At 73.9% G+C, this 24335-nt stretch carries 18 protein-coding genes and 1 riboswitch; of the genes, 13 read left to right on the top strand and 5 right to left on the bottom strand.

The annotated features are described in order from the left end of the window. Positions 1 to 205 precede the first annotated feature (205 nt). A complete protein-coding gene (locus tag ACFSL2_RS09265; RefSeq protein WP_377197577.1) occupies positions 206 to 700 on the top strand; it encodes a YbaK/EbsC family protein in 495 nt (164 codons plus the stop codon). Between the two features lie 129 nt (positions 701 to 829). On the opposite strand, the gene ACFSL2_RS09260 is transcribed toward ACFSL2_RS09265, so the two are convergent. After that, the gene (locus ACFSL2_RS09260) at positions 830 to 1723 is read right to left on the bottom strand and encodes an SMP-30/gluconolactonase/LRE family protein (RefSeq protein ID WP_377197576.1); all 894 of its coding nucleotides are present in this window, start codon (positions 1721 to 1723) and stop codon (positions 830 to 832) included. A 190-nt stretch (positions 1724 to 1913) separates the two neighbouring features. Between ACFSL2_RS09260 and ACFSL2_RS09255 the strand changes: the two genes are divergently transcribed. From ACFSL2_RS09255 to ACFSL2_RS09240, 4 genes are read left to right on the top strand one after another with little or no spacing between them, the layout of a single operon-like run. After that, positions 1914 to 3443, top strand: coding sequence for a GntP family permease (locus ACFSL2_RS09255; protein ID WP_377197575.1), 1530 nt, complete (start codon positions 1914 to 1916; stop codon positions 3441 to 3443). A 2-nt stretch (positions 3444 to 3445) separates the two neighbouring features. Next, positions 3446 to 4759, top strand: coding sequence for a four-carbon acid sugar kinase family protein (locus ACFSL2_RS09250; protein ID WP_377197574.1), 1314 nt, complete (start codon positions 3446 to 3448; stop codon positions 4757 to 4759). 23 nt (positions 4760 to 4782) lie between these two features. After that, positions 4783 to 5832 carry a 4-hydroxythreonine-4-phosphate dehydrogenase PdxA gene (gene pdxA / locus ACFSL2_RS09245; RefSeq protein ID WP_377197573.1) on the top strand — a complete coding sequence of 350 codons (1050 nt, stop codon included), beginning with the start codon at positions 4783 to 4785 and terminating at the stop codon, positions 5830 to 5832. 23 nt (positions 5833 to 5855) lie between these two features. Continuing rightward, entirely contained in the window at positions 5856 to 6641 is a 786-nt protein-coding gene (locus tag ACFSL2_RS09240) for a DeoR/GlpR family DNA-binding transcription regulator (protein WP_377197572.1), read from the top strand. Between the two features lie 89 nt (positions 6642 to 6730). Here ACFSL2_RS09240 and ACFSL2_RS09235 read toward each other — a convergent pair whose 3' ends face one another. The 4 genes from ACFSL2_RS09235 to ACFSL2_RS09220 all read right to left on the bottom strand — a co-directional run bounded on the left by ACFSL2_RS09235 (position 6731) and on the right by ACFSL2_RS09220 (position 11428). Continuing rightward, entirely contained in the window at positions 6731 to 7315 is a 585-nt protein-coding gene (locus tag ACFSL2_RS09235; protein WP_377197571.1) for a cysteine hydrolase family protein, read from the bottom strand. Next, complete coding sequence (locus ACFSL2_RS09230) at positions 7312 to 8736, bottom strand: purine-cytosine permease family protein (protein ID WP_377197570.1); 1425 nt, start codon at positions 8734 to 8736, stop codon at positions 7312 to 7314. The genes ACFSL2_RS09235 and ACFSL2_RS09230 overlap by 4 nt, the downstream gene beginning before the upstream one ends. Before the next feature lie 230 nt (positions 8737 to 8966). After that, a complete protein-coding gene (locus ACFSL2_RS09225) occupies positions 8967 to 9770 on the bottom strand; it encodes a C40 family peptidase (protein ID WP_377197569.1) in 804 nt (267 codons plus the stop codon). Further along, a riboswitch (cyclic di-AMP (ydaO/yuaA leader) is annotated at positions 9770 to 9924 on the bottom strand. It overlaps the preceding gene by 1 nt. 154 nt (positions 9925 to 10078) lie before the next feature. Continuing rightward, positions 10079 to 11428, bottom strand: a complete 1350-nt coding sequence (locus ACFSL2_RS09220) for an FAD-binding oxidoreductase (protein ID WP_377197568.1) — start codon at positions 11426 to 11428, stop codon at positions 10079 to 10081. A gap of 225 nt (positions 11429 to 11653) precedes the next feature. On the opposite strand from ACFSL2_RS09220, the gene ACFSL2_RS09215 reads away from it, so the two are divergent. The 8 genes from ACFSL2_RS09215 (at position 11654) to menC (ending at position 24082) form a co-directional block, all read left to right on the top strand. Next, positions 11654 to 13039 carry a serine hydrolase domain-containing protein gene (locus ACFSL2_RS09215; RefSeq protein WP_377197567.1) on the top strand — a complete coding sequence of 462 codons (1386 nt, stop codon included), beginning with the start codon at positions 11654 to 11656 and terminating at the stop codon, positions 13037 to 13039. A gap of 103 nt (positions 13040 to 13142) precedes the next feature. Continuing rightward, positions 13143 to 14759 carry an ABC transporter substrate-binding protein gene (locus ACFSL2_RS09210; RefSeq protein ID WP_377197566.1) on the top strand — a complete coding sequence of 539 codons (1617 nt, stop codon included), beginning with the start codon at positions 13143 to 13145 and terminating at the stop codon, positions 14757 to 14759. 13 nt (positions 14760 to 14772) lie between these two features. Continuing rightward, positions 14773 to 15810: an ABC transporter permease gene (locus ACFSL2_RS09205; protein ID WP_377197565.1), complete on the top strand. Its 1038-nt coding sequence runs from the start codon at positions 14773 to 14775 to the stop codon at positions 15808 to 15810. Beyond that, positions 15810 to 17765, top strand: a complete 1956-nt coding sequence (locus ACFSL2_RS09200) for a dipeptide/oligopeptide/nickel ABC transporter permease/ATP-binding protein (protein WP_377197564.1) — start codon at positions 15810 to 15812, stop codon at positions 17763 to 17765. The genes ACFSL2_RS09205 and ACFSL2_RS09200 overlap by 1 nt, the downstream gene beginning before the upstream one ends. Beyond that, on the top strand, positions 17762 to 18601 hold the full coding sequence (locus ACFSL2_RS09195) for an ABC transporter ATP-binding protein (RefSeq protein WP_377197563.1): 840 nt from the start codon (positions 17762 to 17764) through the stop codon (positions 18599 to 18601). Before ACFSL2_RS09200 ends, ACFSL2_RS09195 begins: the two co-directional genes overlap by 4 nt. Next, complete coding sequence (locus tag ACFSL2_RS09190; protein ID WP_377197562.1) at positions 18598 to 22137, top strand: serine hydrolase; 3540 nt, start codon at positions 18598 to 18600, stop codon at positions 22135 to 22137. The genes ACFSL2_RS09195 and ACFSL2_RS09190 overlap by 4 nt, the downstream gene beginning before the upstream one ends. Next, the gene (locus ACFSL2_RS09185) at positions 22134 to 22946 is read left to right on the top strand and encodes a GNAT family N-acetyltransferase (RefSeq protein WP_377197561.1); all 813 of its coding nucleotides are present in this window, start codon (positions 22134 to 22136) and stop codon (positions 22944 to 22946) included. Before ACFSL2_RS09190 ends, ACFSL2_RS09185 begins: the two co-directional genes overlap by 4 nt. Beyond that, the gene (menC, locus tag ACFSL2_RS09180) at positions 22943 to 24082 is read left to right on the top strand and encodes an o-succinylbenzoate synthase (RefSeq protein ID WP_377197560.1); all 1140 of its coding nucleotides are present in this window, start codon (positions 22943 to 22945) and stop codon (positions 24080 to 24082) included. The genes ACFSL2_RS09185 and menC overlap by 4 nt, the downstream gene beginning before the upstream one ends. Positions 24083 to 24335 lie beyond the last annotated feature (253 nt).

Below are 24335 nucleotides of genomic sequence, written 5' to 3'. Positions count from 1 at the left end.
GTGCCGGGACGTGTGGGTCGCGGTTCGATGCTGCGGGGTTGGTGTCTGGACGTGTGGGTTGCGGTTCGGCGCTGCTGGGTTGGCGCCTGGACGCGTAGGTTGCGGTTCGGCGGCACCCGGTTCCCGGAGTGTGCGGACCCGCGTCCCAGCCCGCACGGCGCGAATCGCCCTGACGCGGGAGTGTGCGACTGCCTAGGATCACCGCATGTCGAACCAGGTTCCCTCCGTGACCCACCCCGCCGTCGAGAAGGTCGCCGCCGCGCTCGCCGCGGCCGGCGCCACCGGCCAGGTCCGCTGGCTGGACGACGCCGCGACCACCGCGGCGCTGGCCGCCGAGCACCTCGGCATCGATGTGGGCCAGATCGCGAACTCGCTCGTCTTCCTGTTCGACGGCGTGCCCACCCTCGTGCTGACCTCCGGCGCGCACCGCGTGGACACGGCGTGGCTGGGGGAGCGGGTGGGCGTCACGATCACCCGCGCATCGAAGGAACAGGTCAAGGAGGCGACAGGTCAGGTCATCGGCGGCGTCGCCCCGGTGGGGCACCCGGCGCCCGTGCCGACCTACGTCGACACGGCGCTCGCCACCTACACCGAGGTGTGGGCGGCGGCGGGCCACGCCAGGACGGTCTTCTCGACGACGTTCGACGAGCTGGTCCGCATCACCGGCGGGACGCCGACGGCGGTGGAGCCGGCGGTCTGATCATCGGCCGGCAACTCGGGGGGCCCACGTCGGCAGGGTGTGTTGCTGCGAGTGGACGTTGTCTACGCGCAGCAACACACCCCGCGGAGTACCTGTTTCCCCGAGGGCCCGCGCAGCCGGCGACGCGTCCTAGCGAAGCCCGGCCACGGTGAGGCGGATCGACAGCAGCAGGTTCGTCGCCGTCACGTACAGCACGTTTCGCTTGGGCCCACCGAACGTCAGGTTCGAGCACACCTCGGGCAGCAGCAGCTTGCCGAGCAGCGTGCCGTCCGGGTCGAAGCAGTGCAGGCCGTCGTGGGCGGCCACCCAGAGCCTGCCGCCGTCGTCGACCCGGACGCCGTCGTAGCCGCCGGCGTCGGACGTGCCGAGCACCTCGCCGCCGGAGAGTGACAGGTCGGGTCCGACGTCGAAGCGGCGCAGGTGCTGGTGGCGGGTGTCGACGATGTAGAGCGTCTGCTCGTCGGCGGAGAAGGCGAGGCCGTTGGGGCGCTCGAAGTCGTCCGCGACCCGGGTGACCGAACCGTCCAGGTCGCGGCGGTAGACGTGGCAGCCGTCGATCTCCGGCGTGGCACGGTGCCCCTCGTAGTCGTTGAGGATCCCGTAGGGCGGATCGGTGAACCACACCGTCCCGTCGCTGCGTTCGACGACGTCGTTGGGGCTGTTGAACCGCTTGCCCTGCCACCGGTCGGCGAGCACGGTCACGGATCCGTCCGGCTCGGTGCGCGTGACCGCGCGCGTGCCCTGTTCGCACTGGATCATGCGGCCCGCCCGGTCGACGGTGCGGCCGTTGGAGTAGCCGCCCGGGCTGCGCCAGACGCCGATCCGGCCGGTCGCCTCGTCCAGCGCCAGCACCCGGTCGTCGGGGATGTCGCTGAACAGCAGGGTGCGCCAGGCGGGCGAGTAGGCGGGTCCCTCGAGCCAGCTGCCCTCGTCGAAGAGCACCTTGACGTGCTCGTCCCCGTTGACCGCCGCGAAGCGCTCGTCGTGCCGCTCCCACTGGGCGCGGATCCTGGTGATGCTCATGGTCAGACTCCCTGGAGCTCGGGTTCGCCGTCCCCCGCGGACGCGACATGGACATCATGCCTGCTGCAGTGTTGCGTTATCTGTGCAACTGAGATGCTTGATTCGCGCAGCAAGCGGGAGCATACTCGCGTTGTTCGATCACATCGCGGCGTCAACGACGACGCCGTCCTCGGTCCAAGGAAGGACTGTCGTGGATCTCCAACTCTTGCTCGCGCTCCTGCTCGGCATCGCCACGATCATCGTGGTGGTGCTGCGTACTCGCCTGGACGCGTTCGTCGCACTCATCCTTGCCTCCGTCGTCACGGGGGCCGTCGCCGGGCAGCCGCTGCTCGACACGATCAGCTCGATCACCACCGGATTCGGCAACACGCTCGCCTCGATCGGCCTGGTCATCGGCCTCGGCGTCGGGATCGGCAAGATCCTCGAGGTCTCGGGCGCCGCCGACAGCCTGGCCCGCGCGTTCCTCCGAGCCTTCGGCAAGGGGCGCGAGGAGTGGGCGATGGGCAGCGTCGGGGCCCTCGTTTCCATCCCCGTGTTCTGCGACTCGGGCTACGTCATCATGAACCCGCTCGCCCGTTCCATCGCCCGGGTCAAGCGGGGCGGCTACGTCGCCCTCGCGCTCGCACTCGGCTGCGGCATGACGCTCACCCACCACATGGTCCCGCCGACGCCGGGGCCGCTCGCCGTCTCGGGTCTGCTCGGCGCCGACCTGGGCCTGGTGATCCTCACCGGCCTGATCTTCACCGTGATCCTGCTGCCCGTCGTGATCCTGTACGCACGCTGGGTCGGGCCGCAGCTCGAGGACCGCCTGGTGCCCGCCGTCCGGGAGGCCGTCTACGGCCGCACGACGGTCCTCACCGGCGACGGTCCTGGCGCAGCAGGCCCGCCGGCCACCGGCAGCACCGGTGCGGGCATCGACGCCACCGCTGCGAGCACCGACCCCGGGCCCGGGGATCCGACCGGTCCGGCCGGGCTCGAGGACCGCCCGAACGCCCTCGGCGAGCCGCCGGCCGGGCAGCCGCCCCACCAGGTCGGTGCGTTCGTCGGTTCGCTGCCGCTCCTGATCCCGCTGCTGCTCATCGTCGCGAACACCGTCACGGCGGCCATCGACCGCAACCAGCAGGGTGTGCTGAGCGGCGACTACGAGGTGTCGTCGTGGACCGTCCCGTTCGCGTTCGTCGGCAACCCCGTGATCGCCCTGGTCATCGGCATCCTGCTCGCCGTCTACGTGCTGCTGCCGCGCTGGACGCCGCGCACACGGGTGCACACGTGGCTCTCGGAGGCGGCCGCGTCGGCGGGGCTCATCCTGCTCATCACCGGTGCGGGCGGCGGCTTCGGCCTGGTGCTGCGCGACTCCGGCGTGGGCGACGCCCTGGCGGAGGCCATCGCGTCCCTGAGCCTGCCGGTCTTCCTCGTCCCGTTCCTCATCGCCACGCTGGTGCGCGTCGCACAGGGGTCGGGCACGGTCGCCATGGTCACGGCCGCGTCGGTCACCGCGCCGCTGCTGGAGCCCCTCGGGATCGACCCGCTGCTCGCCGCGATGGCCTGCACCGCCGGTTCCATGGTGTTCAGCTACTTCAACGACTCCTACTTCTGGGTCGTCACCCGCTTCACCGGTCTGGAGGGTACGGCCGCCCTGAAGGGCTGGTCGGGCATCACCACCGCCGTCTGGCTGGGCTCGATCCCGCTGCTGGCCATCCTGAGCCTGGTCGTCGGCTGAGGATGGCGGACATCCTCGTCGTCGCCGACGACCTGACCGGCGCCAACGCCGCCGCGGCCGGTTTCGCCCGCGCCGGGCGGCGGGCCGTGACGGTCAGCCGGTCCGAGCACTGGGAGGCCGTCGCCGAGTTCCACAGCCGGTTCGACGTGCTCGTCGCGACGACGGACACCCGGCACGCACCCCCGCGCGAGGCGGCCGACGTCGCCGCCCGGGTGGTGCGAGCCGGGTGGCCGGTACGGCTGGTCAGCTCACGCATCGACACCACCCTGCGGGGCAACGTCGGCCCGGCCACCGACGCCGTGCTCGCGACCACCCGTGAATTGTCCGGCCGCCGCGTCGTCGGCCTCTGCCTGCCCGCGCACCCGGCGGCCGGCCGGCACACCGTCGAGGGCAACCAGCTCCTCGACGGCGTGCGGCTGGAGGAGACGGAGCTCGCGCGCGACGTCCGCTCGCCGGTGCGCTCGTCGTCCGTCGCCGACGCCCTGCGGCGCGGTACCGGCCTGACGACGGCGCTGGTCCCGCTGTCCGTGGTGACCGGCACCGAGGAACGGCTCGAGGCGGCGGTACGCGCCGCCGCGGACGCCGACGTCGTGATCGGGGACGCCCTCACCACCGATCACCTGGACCGGGTGGCGCGGGCCGCCGCCGCGGTGGCCGCCACCGACCCCGACCTCCTGTGGGTCGGTGTCGACCCCGGACCCGGATCGCTCGCGCTCGCCCGGGCCCTGCTGCCCGTCGGGGCGGTCGCCGGCGCACCCCTGCTGGCCGTCTCCGGTTCGGCCACCGACCTGACCCGGACGCAGCTGCAGCGCCTGGTCACCGAACGGAACGTCGTCGTGGTGCGCCCCGAGGGCGGCCCGGTGCCGGACGTCGACGCCACGGCACGCCACCTCGTCGAAGCGCTGGCGGACGCGGGGACAGGCACGACAGTGCTGCTCGCCACGGCGCTCGCCGACCACGACGTGGTGCGGCTCAGCCCCGCCGAGTCGGCCGCGCTGGCCACCGCGCTCGGCCGGATCGCACGCCGTGCGCTCGAGTCACGCGCCGTCAACGGGCTCTACACGACCGGGGGCGACATCACCGCTGCGGTGCTCGCCGCCCTCGGCGGCCGCGGCATCGCGGTCGAGGACGAGGTGGTCCCGCTGGCCGTGGCCGGTGAGGTGGTCGGCGGACCGTGGGACGGGCTGCCGATCGCCACCAAGGGCGGGCTCGTCGGCGGCCCGGAGGCCGCCGTGCGCTGTCTCGACCACCTCGCCCGGGCCGCCGCCCAGCGGGCACGCTGGGTACGGACCGCCGTGCCCCAGAGCAAGATCTGATGAACACGCTAGGAGAGAACGCCATGACACGACCCGTGCTCGCACTCACCGTCGGCGACCCCGTCGGCATCGGCCCCGAGATCACGCTCGCCACGCTGGCCGAGCACGCCGGCGACCCGGCGCACCACGGCATCGCCGTCGGCGACCTGGCCGTGCTCGACCGGGCACGTACCGCGCTGGGTCTCGACGTCGAGCTGCGGGCCGTGAGCTCGTGGGACACGGAGCCGGCGGGTGCCGGCGTCGTCGACGTCTTCGACATCGGGGTGCTCGGCACCGACGTGCCCGCCTGGGGACAGGTGGACGCCCGCGCCGGCCGTGCCGCCGTGGTCGCCATCGAGGCGGCGACCCGGGCCGCGCTGGACGGCGCGATCAGCGGCGTGGTCACCGGACCCATCAACAAGGAGGCCATCTGGGCGGCGGGCAGCGAGCACCTCGGGCACACCGAGATGCTCGGCGCCCTCACCGGCGTCACCGAGCAGGACACCATGTTCGTGGTGCGCAACACGCACCAGCCCGACCACCACCTGCGCATCTTCTTCGCCACCCGGCACCTGTCGCTGCGCAAGGCGCTCGACAAGATCACGCGTGAGACGCAGCTCGGCTCGATCCGGCGGGCCGCACAGGCGCTCGAGATCTTCGGTGTGCCCGCGCCACGGCTCGCCGTGGCCGCGATCAACCCGCACGGCGGGGAGAACGGCGCTTTCGGCGACGAGGAGATCGTCCACCTCGCGCCCGCCGTGACCGACGCGCAGGCGCTCGGGCTGGACGTGGCCGGCCCCATCCCCGCCGACTCGGTGTTCCACCACGGCCTCACCGGCCGGTACGACGGCGTCCTGTCGCAGTACCACGACCAGGGGCACATCGCGGCCAAGACGTTCGACTTCGACGGGACCATCTCCGTCACGGTCGGCCTGCCCATCCTGCGCACGTCGGTGGACCACGGCACCGCCTTCGACATCGCGGGCCAGGGCCTCGCCGACGCGGGCACCATGCGCTCCGCCTACCTCGCCGCCGTCGAGTACGCGCCGTTCGTCGACGGCATCCGCGCCGCGTACCGGCCGGCCGACGCGTGAGCGTGCCCGCAGGTTCCGAGTCGATGCGCCAGAGCACCCGCGACCGCCACGACGAGCTGCTGTCGCTCATCCGCAGCGGCACCACCCGGGTGGAGGACCTGGCGGAGGCGCTCGCGATCTCCGAGTCGACGGTGCGCCGCGACCTCGCCCGGCTGGGCGCCGAGGGCCTCGTCACCCGCACCTACGGTGGCGCGACCTCGGAGTCGAGCTTCCACGAGCGGGCGCTGGCCGAGCGGATGCGGGTCCAGCTGCCCGCCAAGGTGGCGATCGGCCGGCGGGCGGCCGAGCTCGTGCCCGACGAGGGAACGATCTTCGTCGACGCGGGCTCGACGACGGGTCAGCTCGCGGAGAACCTGCGCGGACGGGACGGGCTGACCGTGCTGACCCGGGGGCTCGAGGTCGCTCTGCTGCTCGCGGGCTCGCCGGGTCTCGACGTCGTGGTGGTCGGCGGCAGCGTGACCACCAAGAGCCACGGTCTGGTCGGGCCGCTGACCACGGGGGCCCTCGAACGGTTCATGGTCGACGTCGCGTTCCTCGGCGTCGACGCCGTCGACCCGCTGGACGGCGTGGGGGAGGCCACCGCGCTGGAGGCGCAGGTCAAGGAGGTCGCCGCCCGGCGGGCCCGCCGGACCGTCGTGCTGGCCGACTCCACCAAGCTCGACCGGGGCGCGGTGCCCGCGTGGGCGCCGCTGCCGGCCGGCTGGACCCTCGTCACGGACGGACGGGACGAGGAGGTGCTGCGGCGGTACCGGGGCGCGGGGGTCGTGGTGGAGACGGTCGAGGCCGAACCGCAACTTACCGAGCACTGAGCCGGACCACCATGCGGTTGCTGCCAGAACAACGGCGTTCCTGGCAGCAACCGCATGGTCGTCGCGGGCCGGCCGGCCGGTCGACCCCGTCAGTCGGCGGCGAGGAGCGCGGCGACCGTCGTGACCTCGATCAGCGGCGCGTACAGCCGCATGACGTCCAGCGCCCGCTCGTGGTCCTCCGGTGTCGACCCGGCGCAGGCGTCCGCGACGACCAGCACCCGGCGGCCCGCGTCGGCGGCGGCGAGCGCCGTCGAGATGACGCAGCAGTCCGTGGCGACGCCGGTCAGCACGAGCTCGCCGGCGGAGCGGGTGGCGGCGTCCAGCTCGGGTCCCCACTTGCCGAACGTGGTGCGGGTGACCACGGGCGCCCCGGCGGCGGCGACGTCGGCCAGGTCGGTGATCTCGTACAGCGGGTCGTCGGCGGGCACGAGCGCGAACGGCCACTGGTCGAAGTAGGCGCGCCAGGCGCCGTCGGGCGCGGTGGGGGCGACGTACCGCGTGAGGACCGTGCGGTCCGCGAAGGCGGGGAGCAGGCGGCGGGTCCCCGCGAGGGCGGTGGGGTAGTCGGGGGAGGCCCACGGGCTGGGCGGGCGGGCGAAGACGTCCTGCATGTCGATCACGACCAGCGCAGCGTCCGGCCCGGGCGGCACCACGACGGCGTCGGGCACCGTCATCGCTCCTCCTGGCGGCGTACGACGCGGGCGCTGAGCAGGAGCGTGCCGGCAAAGCCGATGGCCAGGGCGACCAGCACGCCGAGGTTGGCCCATCCCCAGTTCCCGTCGACCCCGCCGAGCGGACCCAGCAGGTAGCCCTGCCACGCCAGCCACGGCGCGTAGGTGTTGGTCACCAGGCCCCAGCCGACGGCGGTGCCGGCCAGCACCAGGAAGACGGCGGGCCAGTTCACCGACCCGTACCGGCCGGCGGCGTCGTAGAGGTCGGCGTCGGCGTAGTCGCGGCGCCGCAGCAGGATGTCGGCGAGCAGCACGCCGCACCAGGCGGCGACCGGTACCCCGAGCGTGATGAGGAAGCCCTGGAAGGGGCCGATGAACGAGTCGGCGACGAACACGACGTAGACGGCGCCGACGATCATGAGCCCGCCGTCGATCGCGGCCGCCACCCAGCGCGGTGCGGGCAGCCCGAGAGAGAGCAGCGCGAGTCCGGAGGAGTAGATGTCGAGCGCCGCGCCGCCGATCAGGCCGGCCAGGGCCACCACGACGAACGGGATGAGGAACCAGGTGGGCAGGAGCGTGGAGAGGGCCCCGATCGGGTCGGCGCCGATCGCCTCGTTCAGGTCGGGGTCCGAGCCGGCGAGCAGCAGGCCGAACACGAGCAGCACCACGGGGGCGAGCGACGCGCCGAGGGTGGTCCAGCCGACGATGCGGGGGCCGGAGGCGGAGCGGGGCAGGTAGCGGGAGTAGTCGGCGGCCATGTTGACCCAGCCCAGGCCGAACCCGGTCATCATGAACACGAGCCCGCCGATGACCTGTGGTGCGCCGCCGGCGGGGATCGCGGCGACGGTCGCCCAGTCGACGTGGTCGGCCACCAGGATGATGTAGACGACGGTGAGCACGGCCGTGAGCACGGTGATGATCACCTGCAGCCGCATCACGAGGTCGAACCCGAAGACGCCCGCTGCCACCACGATGCCCGCCACGACCACGAGGGCGACGACCTTGGTGACGGTCCCGCCGCCCCAGCCGAGGGCACCGAGCACCGTCGACGTCGCGAGGGTCGCCAGCGCCACCAGCACCGTCTCCCAGCCCACGGTGAGGATCCAGGACAGCAGGGAGGGGAGCTTGTTGCCGCGCACGCCGAACGCCGCCCGGGACAGCACCATGGTGGGCGCCGAGCCGCGTTTTCCGGCCAGCGAGATGAAGCCGCAGAAGAGGAACGACGCCACGATGCCGACGATGCCGATGACCACCGCCTGCCAGAACGAGACCCCGAACCCGAGCAGGTAGGAGCCGTAGCCCAGCCCGAGCACGGACACGTTGGCCGCGAACCAGGGCCAGAACAGGCTGCGCGGTGACCCGCGGCGCTCGGACTCGTCGATGGTGTTCAGGGCGTTGGTCTCGACCGCCGTGGGGACGCTCATGGCGGTGATCATGCCATCCGGCCCGGGGTACGCACGAGGGCCCGCACCGTGCCGGTGCGGGCCCTCGTGGTCTTGCTGGTCGAGCGGGGCGTCCGGCTCAGCCTCAGTTCATGTCGGCTGAGCCTGCGCTGCGCCTCCGGCTCAGCCTCTGTTGATTTCGGCTGAGCCTGCGGCTCCGCTCCGGGCGCGTGCCTCGTTCCTCGGCCCGCACCCTGCGCTGCGCCTCCGGCTCAGCCGACGCGGATGAAGGTCGGGCTGTCCTGCCAGATCTGCGACTCGTGCACCGTCTGGCCGGGCACCGGCGCCTCGATCTGCATGTCGCCGCCCGCGTAGATGGCGATGTGGCCGGGGCTCCAGATGAGGTCGCCCGGCTGCGCCTCGGCAGCCGAGACCACGGTGCCCGCGTAGCGCTGCTCCGAGGAGGTGCGCGGCAGGTCGATGCCGACCTGTGCGAACACGTAGGAGGTGAAGCCGGAGCAGTCGAACCCGGCCGGGGTGTTGCCGGCCCAGACGTACGGCACGCCGATGTACTGCCGGGCGATGGAGACGACGTCGGTGGCGGCGGCCGGTACGGCCTCCTCGACGACCTTCTCCACGGGCTCGGGGGCAGGCTCCTCGACGGGCTCGGCCTCCTCGACGACCTCCTCGACGACCGGCTCGGGCTCCGGTACGGGCTCCGGCTCGGGGGCCGGCGTCACCTTGATGGTGCCGGTCTCGAGCGTGAACTTGCTGTCGGCGGCCACCTGCACGGCCGGTGCCGTGGTCACGGCCTCCGCGGCCGCGGCCTGGGTGACCGAGGTCTGCGAGGTCTGCGTCAGCGCGTCGACGTCGACCGTCGCCGTGCTGTGGTCGGCCACCGGTGCGGCGTCGGCGGGGACGCTGAGCAGGGTGACGACCAGGCCGGAGCCGGCGGCGACGACGGCGCCCCGACGTGCGGCACCGGAGATGCCCCGCGCCGCGGCACGGGTCAGGGGGGTCAGCGGGGTGATGGGTTTCCGAGCAGCACGATGGCGCCCAGGCGTGCGAGTAGTCACGTGGTTCTCCTGACGCCTACGAGGTGAGCTGTCGGATTCGGATCGGAGAATGACCCGGCCGCGGTACTACCTGTGCGGCTTCACCCCAAGGACACCGATGGTGCCCACTTACGTGGTTCCCCCGTCCCTGTCATCCGGTCAGTGCAGATCCCGCGGCGGTGACAGGGCTCGGCGTCCGCCTCGAGTGGTCGCGGCCTTCCCGCGAACCGGAGCGACGGTAACCCCGATCGGCCCCAAAGTCACAATCGCATTACGGCTGTCGAGACGGTCAGTGTTCGCCTTGACCGGATTGTCCGACATGAGATACGTCACTCGGCTATCTCCGGCCGCACGTTGTGATTGGCCGCAAACAGGTTGTTCGGGTCGTACTGCCGCTTGACCGCCGCGAGCCGCGCGGAGGTCCGGGCGGGGTAGACGGCGGCCACGTCCTCGTCGGTCGTCGACCCGAGAAAGTTCGCGTACGCGCCGCTGAGGTGCGGCGCGAGCTTGTCCCAGAGGGCGTCCAGGCCCGGACGTGCGGCCTCGACGACGGGCTCCGGGCCGCCGACGATGGTGGCGACCAGCAGCTCCGCCCGGCGGTGCGCGTAGGCGGTGGCGTCGTCGGCGACCCGCGAGACGGCGCCGCCCAGGCTCCGGACGGCGATCGACGGCGATCCGGGTGACGTCCCCACCTCGGCAAGGATCTGCAGGGCCTCCGGCGCCGACTCCCGGTCGACGAACCCGTCGTGGCCGACCAGCCGGAGACCCGGCGGCAGCTCGCCGCCGTCGACCAGGACGTCGGCATAGGCGCGCGGCGCGACGTCGTCCTCCAGGACCGTGCCGAGCCGGCGGAGCGGGTCGACCGCCCGTGCCGCGAGGTCCGCGTCGTTGCCGTCGAACGCGACGTGGAGCTCGACCGGCGCCGCGTGGCCGCCGGCGAACGGGTTGGCCAGGTTCACGAGGGAGGTCAGCTCCTCGGGCGCCGTGCGCAGGTGGCCGGCCCAGCCCTGGAGCACGGCAGCGGCCTCCGCCGCCGGGAAGGTGATCTTGCCGAAGAAGATCTCCGTGGTCGGGTGGGCCACGAGCTCGAAGGCGGTCACGATCCCGAGATTGCCGCCACCCCCGCGGACCGCCCAGAACAGCTCCGGGTGCTCCTGCGCGCTCGCGGTCACCACCGACCCGTCGGCGGTGACCAGCTCCACGGCGACCAGGTTGTCCAGCGTCAGGCCGTGCTTGCGCACCATCCAGCCGATGCCGCCGCTCAGGGTCAGACCGCCCACGCCGACGCTCCTGGTATCGCCCGAGGAGATCGCGAGGCCGTACGGGTCCAGCACGTCGGCCACCCGGCCCCAGGTCGCGCCGCCGCCGATGCGCACGAGGCGGCGGTCCTCGTCGACGAGCTCGACGTCGGCGAGCGCGCCGAGGTCGATCACGGTGCCGCCGTCGTTGGTGCCGAAGCCGGGGAAGCTGTGGCCCCCGCCGCGTACGGCGAGCGGGACGCCGGCGCCGGCCGCGAACCGGACGGCCGCCTGCACGTCGCCGACGGTCCTGGGGCGCAGCACGGCGGCCGGGCTGCCGGCGACGAGCCTGGTCCGGCTCGCCGCCTCGTACCCGGCGCCGCCCGGCACGATGATGTCGCCGGCGAAGTCACGGCGAAGGGTCTCCAGCTCTGGGGTCATGACGTACCTCCTGCAGGGGACTGGTGCGCGAGGCACCGGACCCACAAGAGACGCCGGGGACCGGGTGAGTGTGACAGCGGGCCGGGTGACCCGCACCACACCTGCGTCGCCGACCACCGATCCCGGTCTGGCGACGACGCGGTTCGTCGGCCCGCACAACTGGCCCCTCGCCTCCTTGTCCGGCCGGACGAACACTGCGCGCGGGGCTTTCCCTAGCCTGACGCCATGACATCTCCCGACTCGCTCTCGACCTGGCTTGACGATCACTTTGCCGAGCTCGTCGGGCGCCACCAGGTGCCGGGCGCGAGCGTCGCGGTGCTGGTCGACGGCAAGATCGTCGACGCGGCGTCGGGCGTGCTCAGCACGGCGACCGGGGTCGAGGCGACCACCGACTCCGTGTTCCAGATCGGTTCCGTCACCAAGCTCTGGACCACGTCCCTGCTGATGCGGGCGGTGGACGACGGCACGCTCGACCTCGACGTCCCGCTGCGCACGTACCTCCCGGAGTTCCGGGTGGCGGACGAAGGGGCAAGCGCCAGCATCACGACCCGCCAGCTGTTGTGCCACACGGCCGGGTTCGAGGGCGACGTCTTCACGGACACGGGCCGCGGTGACGACGCGATCGAGAAGTACCTGGCGGAGCTGCACGGCCTGCCGCAGCTTTTCGCGCCCGGCGCGATGTTCTCCTACAACAACGTGGGCTTCGCGCTGCTGGGACGCCTGGTCGAGGTGCTGCACGGGATGTCGTACGACCGGGCCCTGACCGGGCTCCTGGCGGAGCCGCTGGGCCTGACCCACGTGGCGCCGAGCCCGTACGAGGCGATCCTGCACCGGGCGGCGGTGGGGCACGTCCAGGACCCGGATGGCGGCTGGACGGCGGCGCCGGTCTGGGCGCTGGCCCGGTCCAACGTCGCGGCGGGGTCGATGCTCGCGATGCGTTCGCGCGACCTGGTCGCGTTCGCGGGCATGCACCTGGCCGGTGGCCTGGCCCCGGACGGCACGCGGGTGCTGAGCGAGCAGAGCGTGGCCGCCATGCAGACGCAGCAGGTGCCGGTGCCGGACATCGGCGCGATGGGCGACGCGTGGGGCCTGGGGTGGACCATCTCCCGGGCCGCCGGCGGCACCGTCGTCTCGCACGACGGCGGGACGATCGGGCAGGCGGCGTTCCTGCGGGTGGTGCCCGGCGCGAACGTCGCGGTGGCGCTGCTGACCAACGGCGGGGACGTCTTCGGGCTCTACCGGGACGTGGTGCAGTACCTCACGAGCGAGCTCGCCGGCGTCACCCTCGCGGACCGCCCCGTCCCGCCGGCCGAGCCGGGCGCCGTGGACGACAGCCGGTGCGCCGGCACGTACTCCGACACCATCTACGACCTGGTGGTCAGCCGGGACGCCGCCGGCCGTGTCTGGCTCGACCGCACCCCCAAGGACGTGCTCGCCGAGATCGGCGAGCAGCCGTTCCGCACGGAGCTGGTGCGGTACGCCGACGACGCCCTGATCGCCGTCGACGCCGTGAACGGGGTGCACACCGTCTACGCCTTCCTGGGCGACGACGGCACCGGCCGGGCCGCGTTCATCCACTACGGCCGCGCGGTCGCGCGGGCGGTGGGCTGACCCGGGCACCGAGCTGACCCGGCACCGAGCCGACCCCGGCACCGAGCTGATCCGGCACCGACGGCACCGACGCCGCAGGGCCGACCCGACGAGAGGGACCCCCGTGAACCTGCTGACCGCCCCGCCCGGACGGGCCGTGCGCCCCGTGGCGCTGCTGCTCGCGCTCACCCTGACCTCCACCGCCCTCGCCGCCTGCTCCGGGGGCGGCGACGACACCGCGTCCGACGGCGGCTACGCCACCGCGGGGACGTTCACGCTCGCCCTGGCGACCGACCCGGGCAACCTGGACCCGCACGCGTCCGCCACCAGCTCCGTGATCGGCATGAGCCGGCTCGCGTACGACACGATTGTCGCCGTGGACCCCGAGTCCACGGAGGTGGTGCCGTCGCTGGCCACCGAGTGGTCGGTGGACGGCAGCACCGCGACGTTCACCCTGCGGGACGACGTCACCTGCGCCGACGGTTCCGGGTTCACGGCCGAGACGGCGGCGGCGAACATCGAGCACGTGGCTGACCCGGCCAACGAGAGCCCGTACCTGGGCGCGTTCCTCCCCGCGGGCGTCACGGCGTCGGCCGACGGCGACACGCTCACCCTCGAGCTCGCCGGACCCGCACCGTTCCTGCTGGAGGGCCTCGCGGGCCTGGCCATGGTCTGCGACTCCGGCCTCGCGGACCGCGACACGCTCGCCGCGGGCACGGCGGGCACCGGACCGTTCGTGCTCGACGAGGCAGCGCCCGACGACCACTACACGTACTCGGTCCGCGACGACTACGCGTGGGGCCCGGACGGCGCCGCCACGACGGAACCGGGCACGCCGGCCACGGTGAACGTGCGGATCATCGCCAACGAGACGACGTCGGCCAACCTGCTGCTCTCGGGCGAGGTCAACGCGGTGCAGGTGATCGGCCCGGACACCGAGCGGATCGAGGCGGCCGGCCTCTACTCGACCGAGTCCGCGGGGCTGCTCGGGGAGCAGTGGTACAACCACGCGGAGGGCCACGTCACGGCCGACCCGGCCGTGCGCGCCGCCCTGGCCCAGGCACTCGACCTGGCGGAACTGCGGCAGGTGCTCACCTCGGGCAAGGGCAGCCCCCCGACCACGCTCGCCACCGTGAGCCCGGCCGCGTGCACCGGCGACTCGATCACCGGTGCCCTGCCCGAGCACGACCCGGTGGCGGCGGCCGCCACCCTCGACGACGCCGGCTGGACCCTGGGCGACGACGGCGTGCGGGCCAAGGACGGAAAGCCGCTGACCATCGCCTTCCTGCACGACACCGCACTCGGCGCGGGCGGCGCGTCCGCCGCCGAGCTGGCCACGGCGGCGTGGACCGACCTGGGCGTCGACGTCGAGGCGACGGGCAAGAACACCACCGAGCTGTCCGAGATCCTGTTCGGCACCGGCGCGTGGGACGTGGCCTGGGAGCCCATCAACGTCAGCAACCCGGACCAGCTCGTCGGCTTCCTGTCCGGGCCGGCCGTCGCGGACGGCGGCAACAACTTCGCCGCCATCGACAACGCGGACTACACGGCCGCCGTCGGCGAGGCGACGACCATGCAGGGGGCGGAAGGCTGCGACACCTGGCTCACGGGGGAGACCGCGCTGGTCGAGGCGACCGACGTCACGCCGTTCGCCAACAGCCTCGTCAAGATCTACGGCAACGGCGCGGAGTTCCTCAGCACCGGGTCCATCGTGCCCACCAGCATCCGCGTCCTGAGCTGACGGCGAGCCGCCGATGACAACCCGGCCCCCGGCCGACACCCGGCCCGCCCAGCCCGACCAGCGCGCCGGGCTCGCCCGGCCCGGCACGCTGGTCGGGCTCGCCCACCACCGCTGGACACGCTTCGCCGTACGCCGGTCGGGGCGGCTGCTGATGTCCCTGTGGGTGCTCGTCACCGCCGCCTTCCTGATGATCCACCTGGTGCCCGGCGATCCCGTGCGCGCCTCCCTCGGCCCCACCGCGTCGGCGGAGCTGGTGGCGGCGCGGCGCGAGTCGCTCGGCCTGGACCAGCCGCTGTGGGCGCAGTACGTCACCTACCTGCGCGACCTGCTGACCGGTGACCTCGGCACCTCCTTCGGCTCTCAGCTGCCCGTCGCGGACACCATCGCGCAGCGCCTGCCCGCCACGGCGACCCTCGCCCTGCTCGCCTTCCTGACCGCCGTGCTGGTCGCCGTCCCGGTCGGGGTGGCCGTCGCCGTGGCCACCCGGCGCGGCCGGGCGCCGCGCACGGAGCTCGGCTTCGCGAGCACCAGCGTGTTCCTCGCGACCATCCCCGACTTCCTGCTCGCCGTCGCCCTCGTGTGGGTCTTCGGCGTCACCCTGGGCTGGCTGCCCATCGCCGGGCAGGACGGAGCGGCCTCGTTCGTGCTGCCCGTGCTGGCCCTCGCCGTGGGACCCGCCGCGGTCCTGGCCCGCATCGTGCGCGTCGAGATGCTCGCGGTGCTCGAGACCGACTACGTCCGCACCGCACGCGCCAAGCGACTGCCCCCGGCGGCGGTCCACCTGGGCCACGCGCTGCCGAACGCCGTCACCGCGAGCCTCACGCTGGGCGGTCTGCTCCTCGGCCAGCTCGTGGCCGGCACCGTCCTGGTCGAGAGCGTCTTCGCCTGGCCAGGACTGGGCAGCACCATCGTCGAGTCCATCCTCGCCAAGGACTATCCACTGGTCCAGGGCACGGTGCTGGTCTACGGCATCGGCGTACTGATCGTGAACACCCTGGTCGACGTGGCGCTCGCCGTCCTCGACCCCCGCTCGACCATCGGGGAGAGCTGATGCCCGCCCAGCTGCCCACGCCTGCCCGGCGCCCGGCGTCCTCCCGCCTCCCGGCCACCCTGCGCACCCCGCTCGGCGTGACCGGCACCGGCCTGCTCGCGCTCGTCCTCGCGACTGCCGTGCTGGCGCCGCTCCTGTGGGGCGACGCCGCCGAGGCCGTCGACACCGCCGCCATGCTCCAGGGGCCGTCCGCCGACCACTGGACCGGAACCGACAACCTGGGCCGCGACCTGCTGTTCCGCACGCTGGTGGCCACCCGCCTGTCGGTGGTGCTCGCGCTCGCGGCCACGGCGCTCGCCGTCTCCGTCGGTCTGCTCCTCGGCACGTCCTCCCTGCTGCTCGGGCCGCGCGCGGGCCGCCTCCTCACCGCCGGGGTGAACATCGCCGTCGCCTTCCCCGGCCTGCTGCTCGCCCTCTTCTTCGCCGTGATCTTCGGCGTCGGGCAGGTCGGGTCCGTGCTCGCCATCGGGTTCGCCGGCGCGCCGGCCTTCGCGCGCCTGTGCCAGACCCTCGTCGCCGGGGTCGCGACGCGTGACTACGTCGCCGCCGCGCGGCTCGCGGGCGTCGGGCGGCTCCGGATCCTGCTGCGGCACGTGCTGCCCAACGTCGGCGGGCCGCTCGTGGTCAACGCGACCATCGGCGCCGGCGGTGCCCTCCTCTCGTTCGCCGGCCTCTCCTTCCTCGGGCTCGGGGTCCAGGCCCCCGCCTACGACTGGGGCCGGCTCATGCAGGACGGCCTCGACCGCATCTACCTCGACCCGCTCGCCGCGCTCCTGCCCGGGATCGCCGTCGTCGTCGCGGGTCTCGCGTTCAACCTCACCGGCGAGGCCGTGGCGCGCACGTTCAGCATCGACTCCATCAGCGGCGTCTCCCTCCTGGCCGGCGGCGCCCTGCGCACCCGGCGGCGGCCCGACGCCGGGCGCGCGGCTGGGCAGGACGCCACGCCGTCCGCCGCCGTCCTGCCCGAGGCCGCACCCGACGTCGTGCTCGACGTCGCCGACCTGGTCGTCACCGTGCCGACCCCGGACGGCCGGGCGCGGCCGGTGCGCGGCGTGACGCTCCAGGTGGCGCGGGGCGAGGCGGTCGGCGTGGTGGGGGAGTCCGGGTCGGGCAAGACGCTCACGGCACTCGCCGTCGCCCAGCTCCTCGAGCCGCCGACGACCGTGACGGCGCGGCGCTTGTCGTTCCAGGGCAGGGACCTGCTGGCCGGCGACCACCGCACCCTCCTGGGCACCGAGCTGGCGATGGTCTTCCAGGACCCCATGTCGTCGTTCAACCCGGTGCGCCGCATGGGCGGCCAGCTCGCCGAGGGCGCACGCCACCACCTCGGACTCGGCAGGCGGCAGGCGCGGGACCGCGCCGTCGACCGGCTGCGCTCCGTGCGGATCGGTGACCCCGAGCGGCGGGCCGGCCAGTACCCGCACGAGTTCTCCGGCGGGATGCGCCAGCGGGCCATGATCGGGCTGGGGCTGATGGGCGACCCCGCGCTGATCATCGCGGACGAGCCCACCACGGCCCTGGACGTCACCGTGCAGCGCCAGGTGCTCGACCTGCTGGCCGAGGTGCGCGAGCGCGACGCCGTCGCGCTGCTGCTGATCAGCCACGACGTGTCGGTGGTGGCCGACGTCTGCGACCGCGTCCTGGTGATGTACGCGGGGCGGGTGGTCGAGGACCTGCCGGCCGGGGAGCTGGCGACGAACGCCCGCCATCCCTACACCCGGGCACTCGTCGCCGCCGTGCCCCACCTGGAGACGGACCTGGACCGGCCGCTCGCCGTGATCCCCGGGCGGCCCGTGGACCCCGCCGACCTGCCCGCCGGATGCCCGTTCGCGCCCCGCTGCCCCTTTGCCGACGCCCGCTGCCGCGCCGAGGACCCCGAGCTGGTCGACGGCGTGGCCTGCTGGCACCCGGGCGAGGACCGGCCGGCCGCGGTCCCCCAGGAGGCGACCGCATGAGCGAGCTGCGCTTCGACGACGTGACGGTCCGCTACGGCACCGGCCGCCGGGCCATGACGGCCGTGGACGGGGTGCGCCTGGTGGTGCCGTCCGGCGAGATCGTCGGGCTCGTCGGCGAGTCCGGCTCGGGCAAGTCGACGCTCGCGCGCGCCGCCGTCGGCCTGGTCCCCGTGCAGGGCGGCCAGGTGCTGCTCGACGGCGAGCTGCTGGCCGGGCGCCGTCGGACCACCGGCCCGAGCCCGGTGCAGCTGGTCTTCCAGGACCCGGCCTCCTCCCTGGACCCCCGCATGACCGTGGGCGAGAGCATCGCGGAGGCGGTCCCTCGCGCGCGCGGCACGGCCCGGCGGCCCGAGGCGGTCCGAGCCGAGGTCGAGCGGCTGCTCGCGCTGGTGCATCTGGACCCCGACCACGCCGGGGCCCGTCCCGGGCAGCTCTCCGGCGGTCAGCGGCAGCGGGTGGCGATCGCCCGCGCCCTGGCAGCGCGACCGCGCGTCGTCATCGCCGACGAGATCACCTCCGCCCTCGACGTCTCCATCCAGGGGGCGGTGCTCAACCTGGTCCGCGAGCTCCAGCGCGACCTCGGCCTGTCCCTCCTCTTCGTCTCCCACGACCTCGCCGTCGTGCGGTACGTCGCCACCCAGGTGGCGGTGCTGCACCGCGGCCGCATCGTCGAGCAGGGCAGCACCGCCCAGGTGCTCAGCGACCCGCGGCACGACTACACGCGCAGCCTGCTGGCGGCCGTGCCCCACCCGCTGACCGGCGCCCTGACCGGCCCGGCCGGCCCCCTGGCCGCAAGCGCCACCGACCCCACCCGGACCACAAGGAGAACGACGTGACCCGTCACCTCACCCTCGAGGACCTGCCCTCCATCGCCGTCCCGTCCCAGCCGGCGCTCGCGCCGGGCGGTGCGCTCGCGTACGTGGTGCGCACCCTGGACACGGAGGCGGACACCGCCGTGCACGACCTCTGGCTCGTGGACGCGGGCGGCGCCGCGCCCCGCCGGCTCACCCGTGGCCGCGCCGACACGTCACCCGCCTGGTCGCCCGACGGCGGGACGCTGGCCTTCCTGCGGGCGGGTACCGACCCCGACGGTCCGGGCCAGCTGTGGACGCTGCCCGCGGCGGGCGGCGAGGCCACCGCCGTCACCGACCTGCCGCTCGGCGCGGGAGCGCCCGTGTGGAGCCCGGACGGCACGCGGATCGCGTTCGTGGCGCCGGTCGACCCGGCGGGGTCGGACCCGACCCGCCCGCTGGTCGCGGACGGGCTCGGCTACGCCGTCGACGGCGCCGGGCTGCTGCCGACCCTGCGGATGCAGGCGCACGTGGTGGAGGTCTCGGCGGTCTCGGCCGGTCCGGCTCCGGTCCGGCAGGTCACGTCCGGCGCCGTCCACGTGGGCGCCGTCGGCTGGCACCCGGACGGCGTGACCCTCGCGTTCACGGCGCGCCCCGCCGGAGCATCAGACCTGGACGCGGCCACCGCCGTGCACGCGATCGACGTCACCGATCCCCAGGCGGTGGCCGTCCTGGTCGCGCTCGCCGACGGCCTGGCCGGCAGCGTCTCGTTCACCCCGGACGGCAAGCACCTCCTGGTGGTGGGCCACCCGGGCGAGCCGCGCGGCCACGCGGGCCTCCTGCGGGTGCCCCTGGGCGACGACGGCCGGGCCGCCGGTGCGCCCGTCGACCTGGCGGCTCCGCTCGACCGCAACGTGATGGCGGGCGCGCCCGCCTACCCGGGCGCCGCACCGGTGGTGGTGGGCGACGACGTGCTGTTCTGCGTGCGCGACCACGGCTGCACCCACCTGTACTCGGTGCCGCTCACGGGCGGCGCGGCCCCGCGGCTCGTGCTGGGCGGCGCGGGCCAGGTGGTCTCCGGGCTCTCCGTCGCCGACGGCACGGCCGCGGTCGTGCTCACCACGCCCGACTCGTTCGGTGAGGTGGTGACCGTCGCGCTGGGGGAGGGCGGCGGTGACCGGGCGACCACCGTGACGAGCCTCGGGACCTCGCTCGGCGCCGCCGTCGGGTACGTGCGTGAGGAACGCTGGTTCGAGATCTCGGACGGCACCCGGGTGCAGGCGTGGCTCTGCCACGCCGCGCAGGACGGCGACGAGGCCGAGCCGGGCCCCCGCCCGCTGTACGTGGACATCCACGGCGGCCCGCACAACGCCTGGAACGGCGCGGCCGACGAGATGCACCTGTACCACCACGACCTGGTGGCCCGCGGCTGGGGCGTGCTGCTCGTCAACCCGCGGGGCAGCGACGGCTACGGCGCCGCGTTCTACGACGCCGTGTTCGGCGGCTGGGGCACCGCGGACGCCAAGGACTTCCTCGAGCCGGTCGACGCCCTGGTGGCCGAGGGGTTCGCCGACCCGCACCGGCTCGCCGTCGGCGGCTACAGCTACGGCGGGTTCATGACCTGTTACCTCACCGCCCACGACGACCGGTTCGCCGCGGCGGTGGCGGGCGGTGTGGTCGCCGACCTGTCCAGCATGGGCGGCACGTCGGACGAGGCGCACCTCATGAGCGAGCACGAGCTGGGGGCATACCCCTGGGGCGCCGACGCCGCCCGCCTGGCCGAGATGTCGCCGTTCACGCGCGTGGACCAGGTGTCCACCCCGACCCTCGTGCTGCACGGCGGCGACGACCTGCGCTGCCCGGTGGGCCAGGCACAGCAGTGGCACACCGCCCTGCGCGAGCGCGGGGTGCCCACGCAGCTCGTGCTCTACCCGGGCGCCAGCCACATCTTCCCGCTCGCGGGCCGCCCGTCGCACCGCCTGGACTTCGGCCGCCGGATCGTCGCCTGGCTCGACCAGCACGTGCTCGACGGCGACCGCGCACGCCCGGCGATCGACGTCGCGCACTGGGAACGGCGCCTGGCCGCGCTCGCCGAGAAGCACGGCGTGCCGGGCGCGCAGCTCGGGATCCTCCGCGTGGGCGTGGGCGGGCGCCCGGACGAGCTGGTCCGCGCGGCGACCGGAGTGCTGAACGTGGCCACGGGGCAGCCCGCACGCACGGACTCGGTCTTCCAGATCGGGTCCATCAGCAAGGTGTGGACCGCGACGGTGGTGATGCTCCTGGTGGACGAGGGAGCGTTCACCCTGGACACCCCCGTGGCCGCGATCCTGCCGGGCTTCGAGCTGTCGAACCCGGAGGTGGCGGCCCAGGTGACGGTGCGGCACCTGCTCACGCACACCAGCGGCATCGACGGCGACATCTTCACGGACACCGGCCGCGGCGACGACGCCATCGAGAAGTACGTGGCGCTCCTGGCCGACGCCCCGCAGAACCACCCGCTCGGTGCCACCTGGTCCTACTGCAACTCCGGGTTCTCGGTGCTGGGCCGGATCATCGAGCAGGTCACCGGCACGACGTGGGACGCGGCGATGCGCGAGAAGCTGTTCGGCCCGCTCGGGCTGCCGCGCACCGTCACGCTGCCGGAGGAGGCGCTGCTGCACGGCGCCGCCGTGGGGCACGTGGAGGTGGGCGGTACGCAGCACGTCGCACCCGTGTGGGGCCTGCCGCGGCCGATGGGTCCGGCGGGGCTCATCACGGCGCCGGTCGCCGACGTCCTGGCGTTCGCGCGCCTGCACCTGACCGGCGGCGTGACGGCGGACGGCACCCGCCTGCTGTCCGCGCAGAGCACGGTGGACATGGCGGAGCTGCACGCCGACCTGCCCGACAAGTACTCGCTCGGGGACTCCTGGGGCCTGGGCTGGATCCGGTTCGGCTGGGACGATCGCCGGCTGATCGGGCACGACGGCAACACGATCGGGCAGGCGGCCTTCCTGCGGCTGCTGCCGGACGACGGGCTCGCCGTCACGCTGCTCACCAACGGTGGCAACACGCGCGACCTGTACGAGGAGCTCTACCGGGAGATCTTCGCCGCGCTGGCGGACGTCGAGATGCCGCGACCGCTCGCGCCGCCCGCGGTACCCGTCACCACGGACATCACGCCGTACCTCGGCACCTACCGCCGGGAGTCGGTGCGCATGGACGTGCTCGACGGCGACACCGGTCCGCGGCTGCGCACCGAGCTGCTCGGACCGCTGGCCGAGCTGCAGGAGGAGCCGGTCGAGGAGTACCCGCTGGTGGCGGTCTCGGACGGGCTCTACGTGGTGCGTCCGGAGGGGATGCAGACCTGGGCACCGGTCACGTTCTACTCCCTGCCGACCGGCGAGGAGTACGTCCACTTCGGCGTCCGGGCCACGCCCAAGGTGGCCGTGGCGGAGCCGGTCCCGGAGGCGGCTGCGCCCGCAGCCGTCGCGGAGGTCGAGCCGGATGCGGGGCCCGACTCTGTGCCGGGTGCTGTGCCGGGCGCTGCGCCGGGCGCTGTGCCGGAGGTCGAGCCGGCGGCCGTGCCGGGGGCCGCGCGGTGAGCGACCCGTTCACCGTGCAGGCGACCGAGGACGCCGAGGCGGCGGCCCGGGCGGCGGACGTCACGGTCCGTGAGGTGTCGGACCTGCCCGGGCTGGCCGCCGTCGGCGACCTGTTCACGACGATCTGGGGCAAGCCGTCGGTCTCGACGGAGCTGCTGCGGGCGTTCAGCAAGACCCAGAGCTATGTGGGCGGTGCGTTCCGCGACGGCGTGCTGGTCGGCGCGTGTGTGGCGTTCCACGCGGCGCCGGCGCAGCGCTCCCTGCACAGCCACATCGCCGGGGTGACACCGGGGACCGGTGGCCGGGGCGTCGGCTTCGCGCTCAAGGTGCACCAGCGCGCGTGGGCGCTCGCCCTGGGCGTGGACGAGATCGCCTGGACGTACGACCCGCTCGTGGCACGCAACGCGCACTTCAACATCAACAAGCTCGCGGGCCGGCCCGCCGAGTACCTGCCCAACTTCTACGGGCCCATGTCCGACGCCATCAACGGCGACGAGGACACCGACCGGGTGCTGGTCCGGTGGGACCTGCGGTCGCCGGCGGTCGCCGCGGCGTGCCGGTCCGGTCGGCCCGGTCGGTCCGGTCGGTCCGGTGCGCCGGACGCCGTCGTGCCGGTGCCCCTCGACATCGAACGGCTGCGCGCCGCGGACCCGGCAGCCGCCCACGAGTGGCGGCTGCGTGTCCGCGAGAGCCTGGGACCGTACCTGGCCGGCGGGTCCGCCGTCGGCTACGACCGAGCGCACGGCTACCTGATCCACACCCCGGCCCGAACCGTGCCGCACACCCCGACCGAAGGAGACCGCCCGTGAAGCTGCAGGGAATCGAGCTGCGCAGGATCACCATGCCGCTCGTGGCACCGTTCCGCACGTCGTTCGGCACGGAGCACGAGCGCGACATCCTCCTGCTGCGCGCCGTGACCGACGGTGCAGACGGCTGGGGCGAGTGCGTCGCGATGGCCGCACCGCGGTACTCCTCGGAGTACGTGGACGGCGCCGCCGACGTGCTGCGCCGGTTCCTGCTGCCGGCCCTGGCCCGGCACCAGGAGTCCGCCCGCGGGCCGGGCGGCACGGTGGGCATCACCGCGTCCGACGTCGGACATGCGCTCGCGCCGATCAAGGGGCACCGCATGGCCAAGGCAGCACTGGAGATGGCGGTGCTCGACGCCGAGCTGCGCACCCTGGGCCGGTCGTTCGCGAGCGAGCTGGGCGCCGTCGCCGAGCGGGTGCCCAGCGGCGTGTCCGTGGGCATCCACGACACGGTCCCCGCGCTGCTCGACGCCGTCGACGGCTACCTCACCGAGGGGTACGTGCGGATCAAGCTGAAGATCGAGCCCGGCTGGGACATCGAGCCCGTCCGGGCCGTGCGGGAGCGGTTCGGCGACGACGTGCTGCTGCAGGTCGACGCCAACACTGCCTACACCCTGGGCGACGCCCGCCACCTCGCGCGGCTGGACCCGTTCGACCTGCTGCTGATCGAGCAGCCGCTCGAGGAGGAGGACGTGCTGGGCCACGCCGAGCTCGCCCGACGCATCACGACACCGGTGTGCCTGGACGAGTCGATCGTCTCGGCGCAGACCGCCGCCGCCGCGATCACGCTGGGCGCCTGCTCCATCATCAACATCAAGCCCGGCCGCGTCGGCGGGTACCTGGAGGCCCGGCGCATCCACGATCTCGCCGTCGCGCACGGCATCGCCGTCTGGTGCGGCGGCATGCTGGAGACCGGGCTCGGCCGGGCGGCCAACGCGGCGCTCGCGGCCCTGCCGGGGTTCACGCTGCCGGGCGACATCTCGGGGTCCGGCCGGTTCTACCGCACCGACATCACCGAGCCGTTCGTGCTCGACGACGGCCACATCGCCGTGCCGGCAGGCCCGGGCCTCGGCGTGACGCCGCTCCCCGAGCTGCTCGACGAGCGCACCACCGCGACGGAATGGCTGCCGCTGGGATAGTCGCGATGGACGGCGGGCGGGGTCGGCCCGCGGTTCGGGGCGGGCGGTCCGGGGCGGGCCGTTGCGGTCAGGGGCCGGCGGTCCGAGTGCCGAACCGCAAGTTGCGTGTCTGGGTTGGTGTGCCTGGGGTGCCGAATCGCAACTTGCGTGTCTGGGCTGCTGTCGTCGGGCGCCGAACCGCAAGCTGCGTGTCTGGGTTGGCATGGCGGCATGCCGAACCGCAGGCTACGGGTCCAAGCGGTCGCCGAACCGC

Source organism: Promicromonospora aerolata (genome assembly GCF_042682255.1).
In the GTDB taxonomy this organism is placed as follows: Bacteria; Actinomycetota; Actinomycetes; order Actinomycetales; family Cellulomonadaceae; genus Promicromonospora; species Promicromonospora aerolata.
The sequence above is the reverse complement of the archived record's forward strand: the minus strand, read 5'-3'. Positions and strand labels throughout refer to the sequence as shown.

Excerpts from the sequence above, each read along its gene's own strand:
- ACFSL2_RS09230 (WP_377197570.1), bottom strand. The coding sequence starts at position 8,736 with ATGAGCGTCCCCACGGCGGTCGAGACCAACGCCCTGAACACCATCGAC.
- ACFSL2_RS09265 (WP_377197577.1), top strand. The coding sequence starts at position 206 with ATGTCGAACCAGGTTCCCTCCGTGACCCACCCCGCCGTCGAGAAGGTC.
- ACFSL2_RS09200 (WP_377197564.1), top strand. The coding sequence starts at position 15,810 with ATGCCCGCCCAGCTGCCCACGCCTGCCCGGCGCCCGGCGTCCTCCCGC.
- ACFSL2_RS09235 (WP_377197571.1), bottom strand. The coding sequence starts at position 7,315 with ATGACGGTGCCCGACGCCGTCGTGGTGCCGCCCGGGCCGGACGCTGCG.
- ACFSL2_RS09240 (WP_377197572.1), top strand. The coding sequence starts at position 5,856 with ATGCGCCAGAGCACCCGCGACCGCCACGACGAGCTGCTGTCGCTCATC.
- ACFSL2_RS09195 (WP_377197563.1), top strand. The coding sequence starts at position 17,762 with ATGAGCGAGCTGCGCTTCGACGACGTGACGGTCCGCTACGGCACCGGC.
- ACFSL2_RS09215 (WP_377197567.1), top strand. The coding sequence starts at position 11,654 with ATGACATCTCCCGACTCGCTCTCGACCTGGCTTGACGATCACTTTGCC.
- ACFSL2_RS09205 (WP_377197565.1), top strand. The coding sequence starts at position 14,773 with ATGACAACCCGGCCCCCGGCCGACACCCGGCCCGCCCAGCCCGACCAG.
- ACFSL2_RS09250 (WP_377197574.1), top strand. The coding sequence starts at position 3,446 with ATGGCGGACATCCTCGTCGTCGCCGACGACCTGACCGGCGCCAACGCC.
- ACFSL2_RS09220 (WP_377197568.1), bottom strand. The coding sequence starts at position 11,428 with ATGACCCCAGAGCTGGAGACCCTTCGCCGTGACTTCGCCGGCGACATC.
- pdxA (WP_377197573.1), top strand. The coding sequence starts at position 4,783 with ATGACACGACCCGTGCTCGCACTCACCGTCGGCGACCCCGTCGGCATC.
- ACFSL2_RS09260 (WP_377197576.1), bottom strand. The coding sequence starts at position 1,723 with ATGAGCATCACCAGGATCCGCGCCCAGTGGGAGCGGCACGACGAGCGC.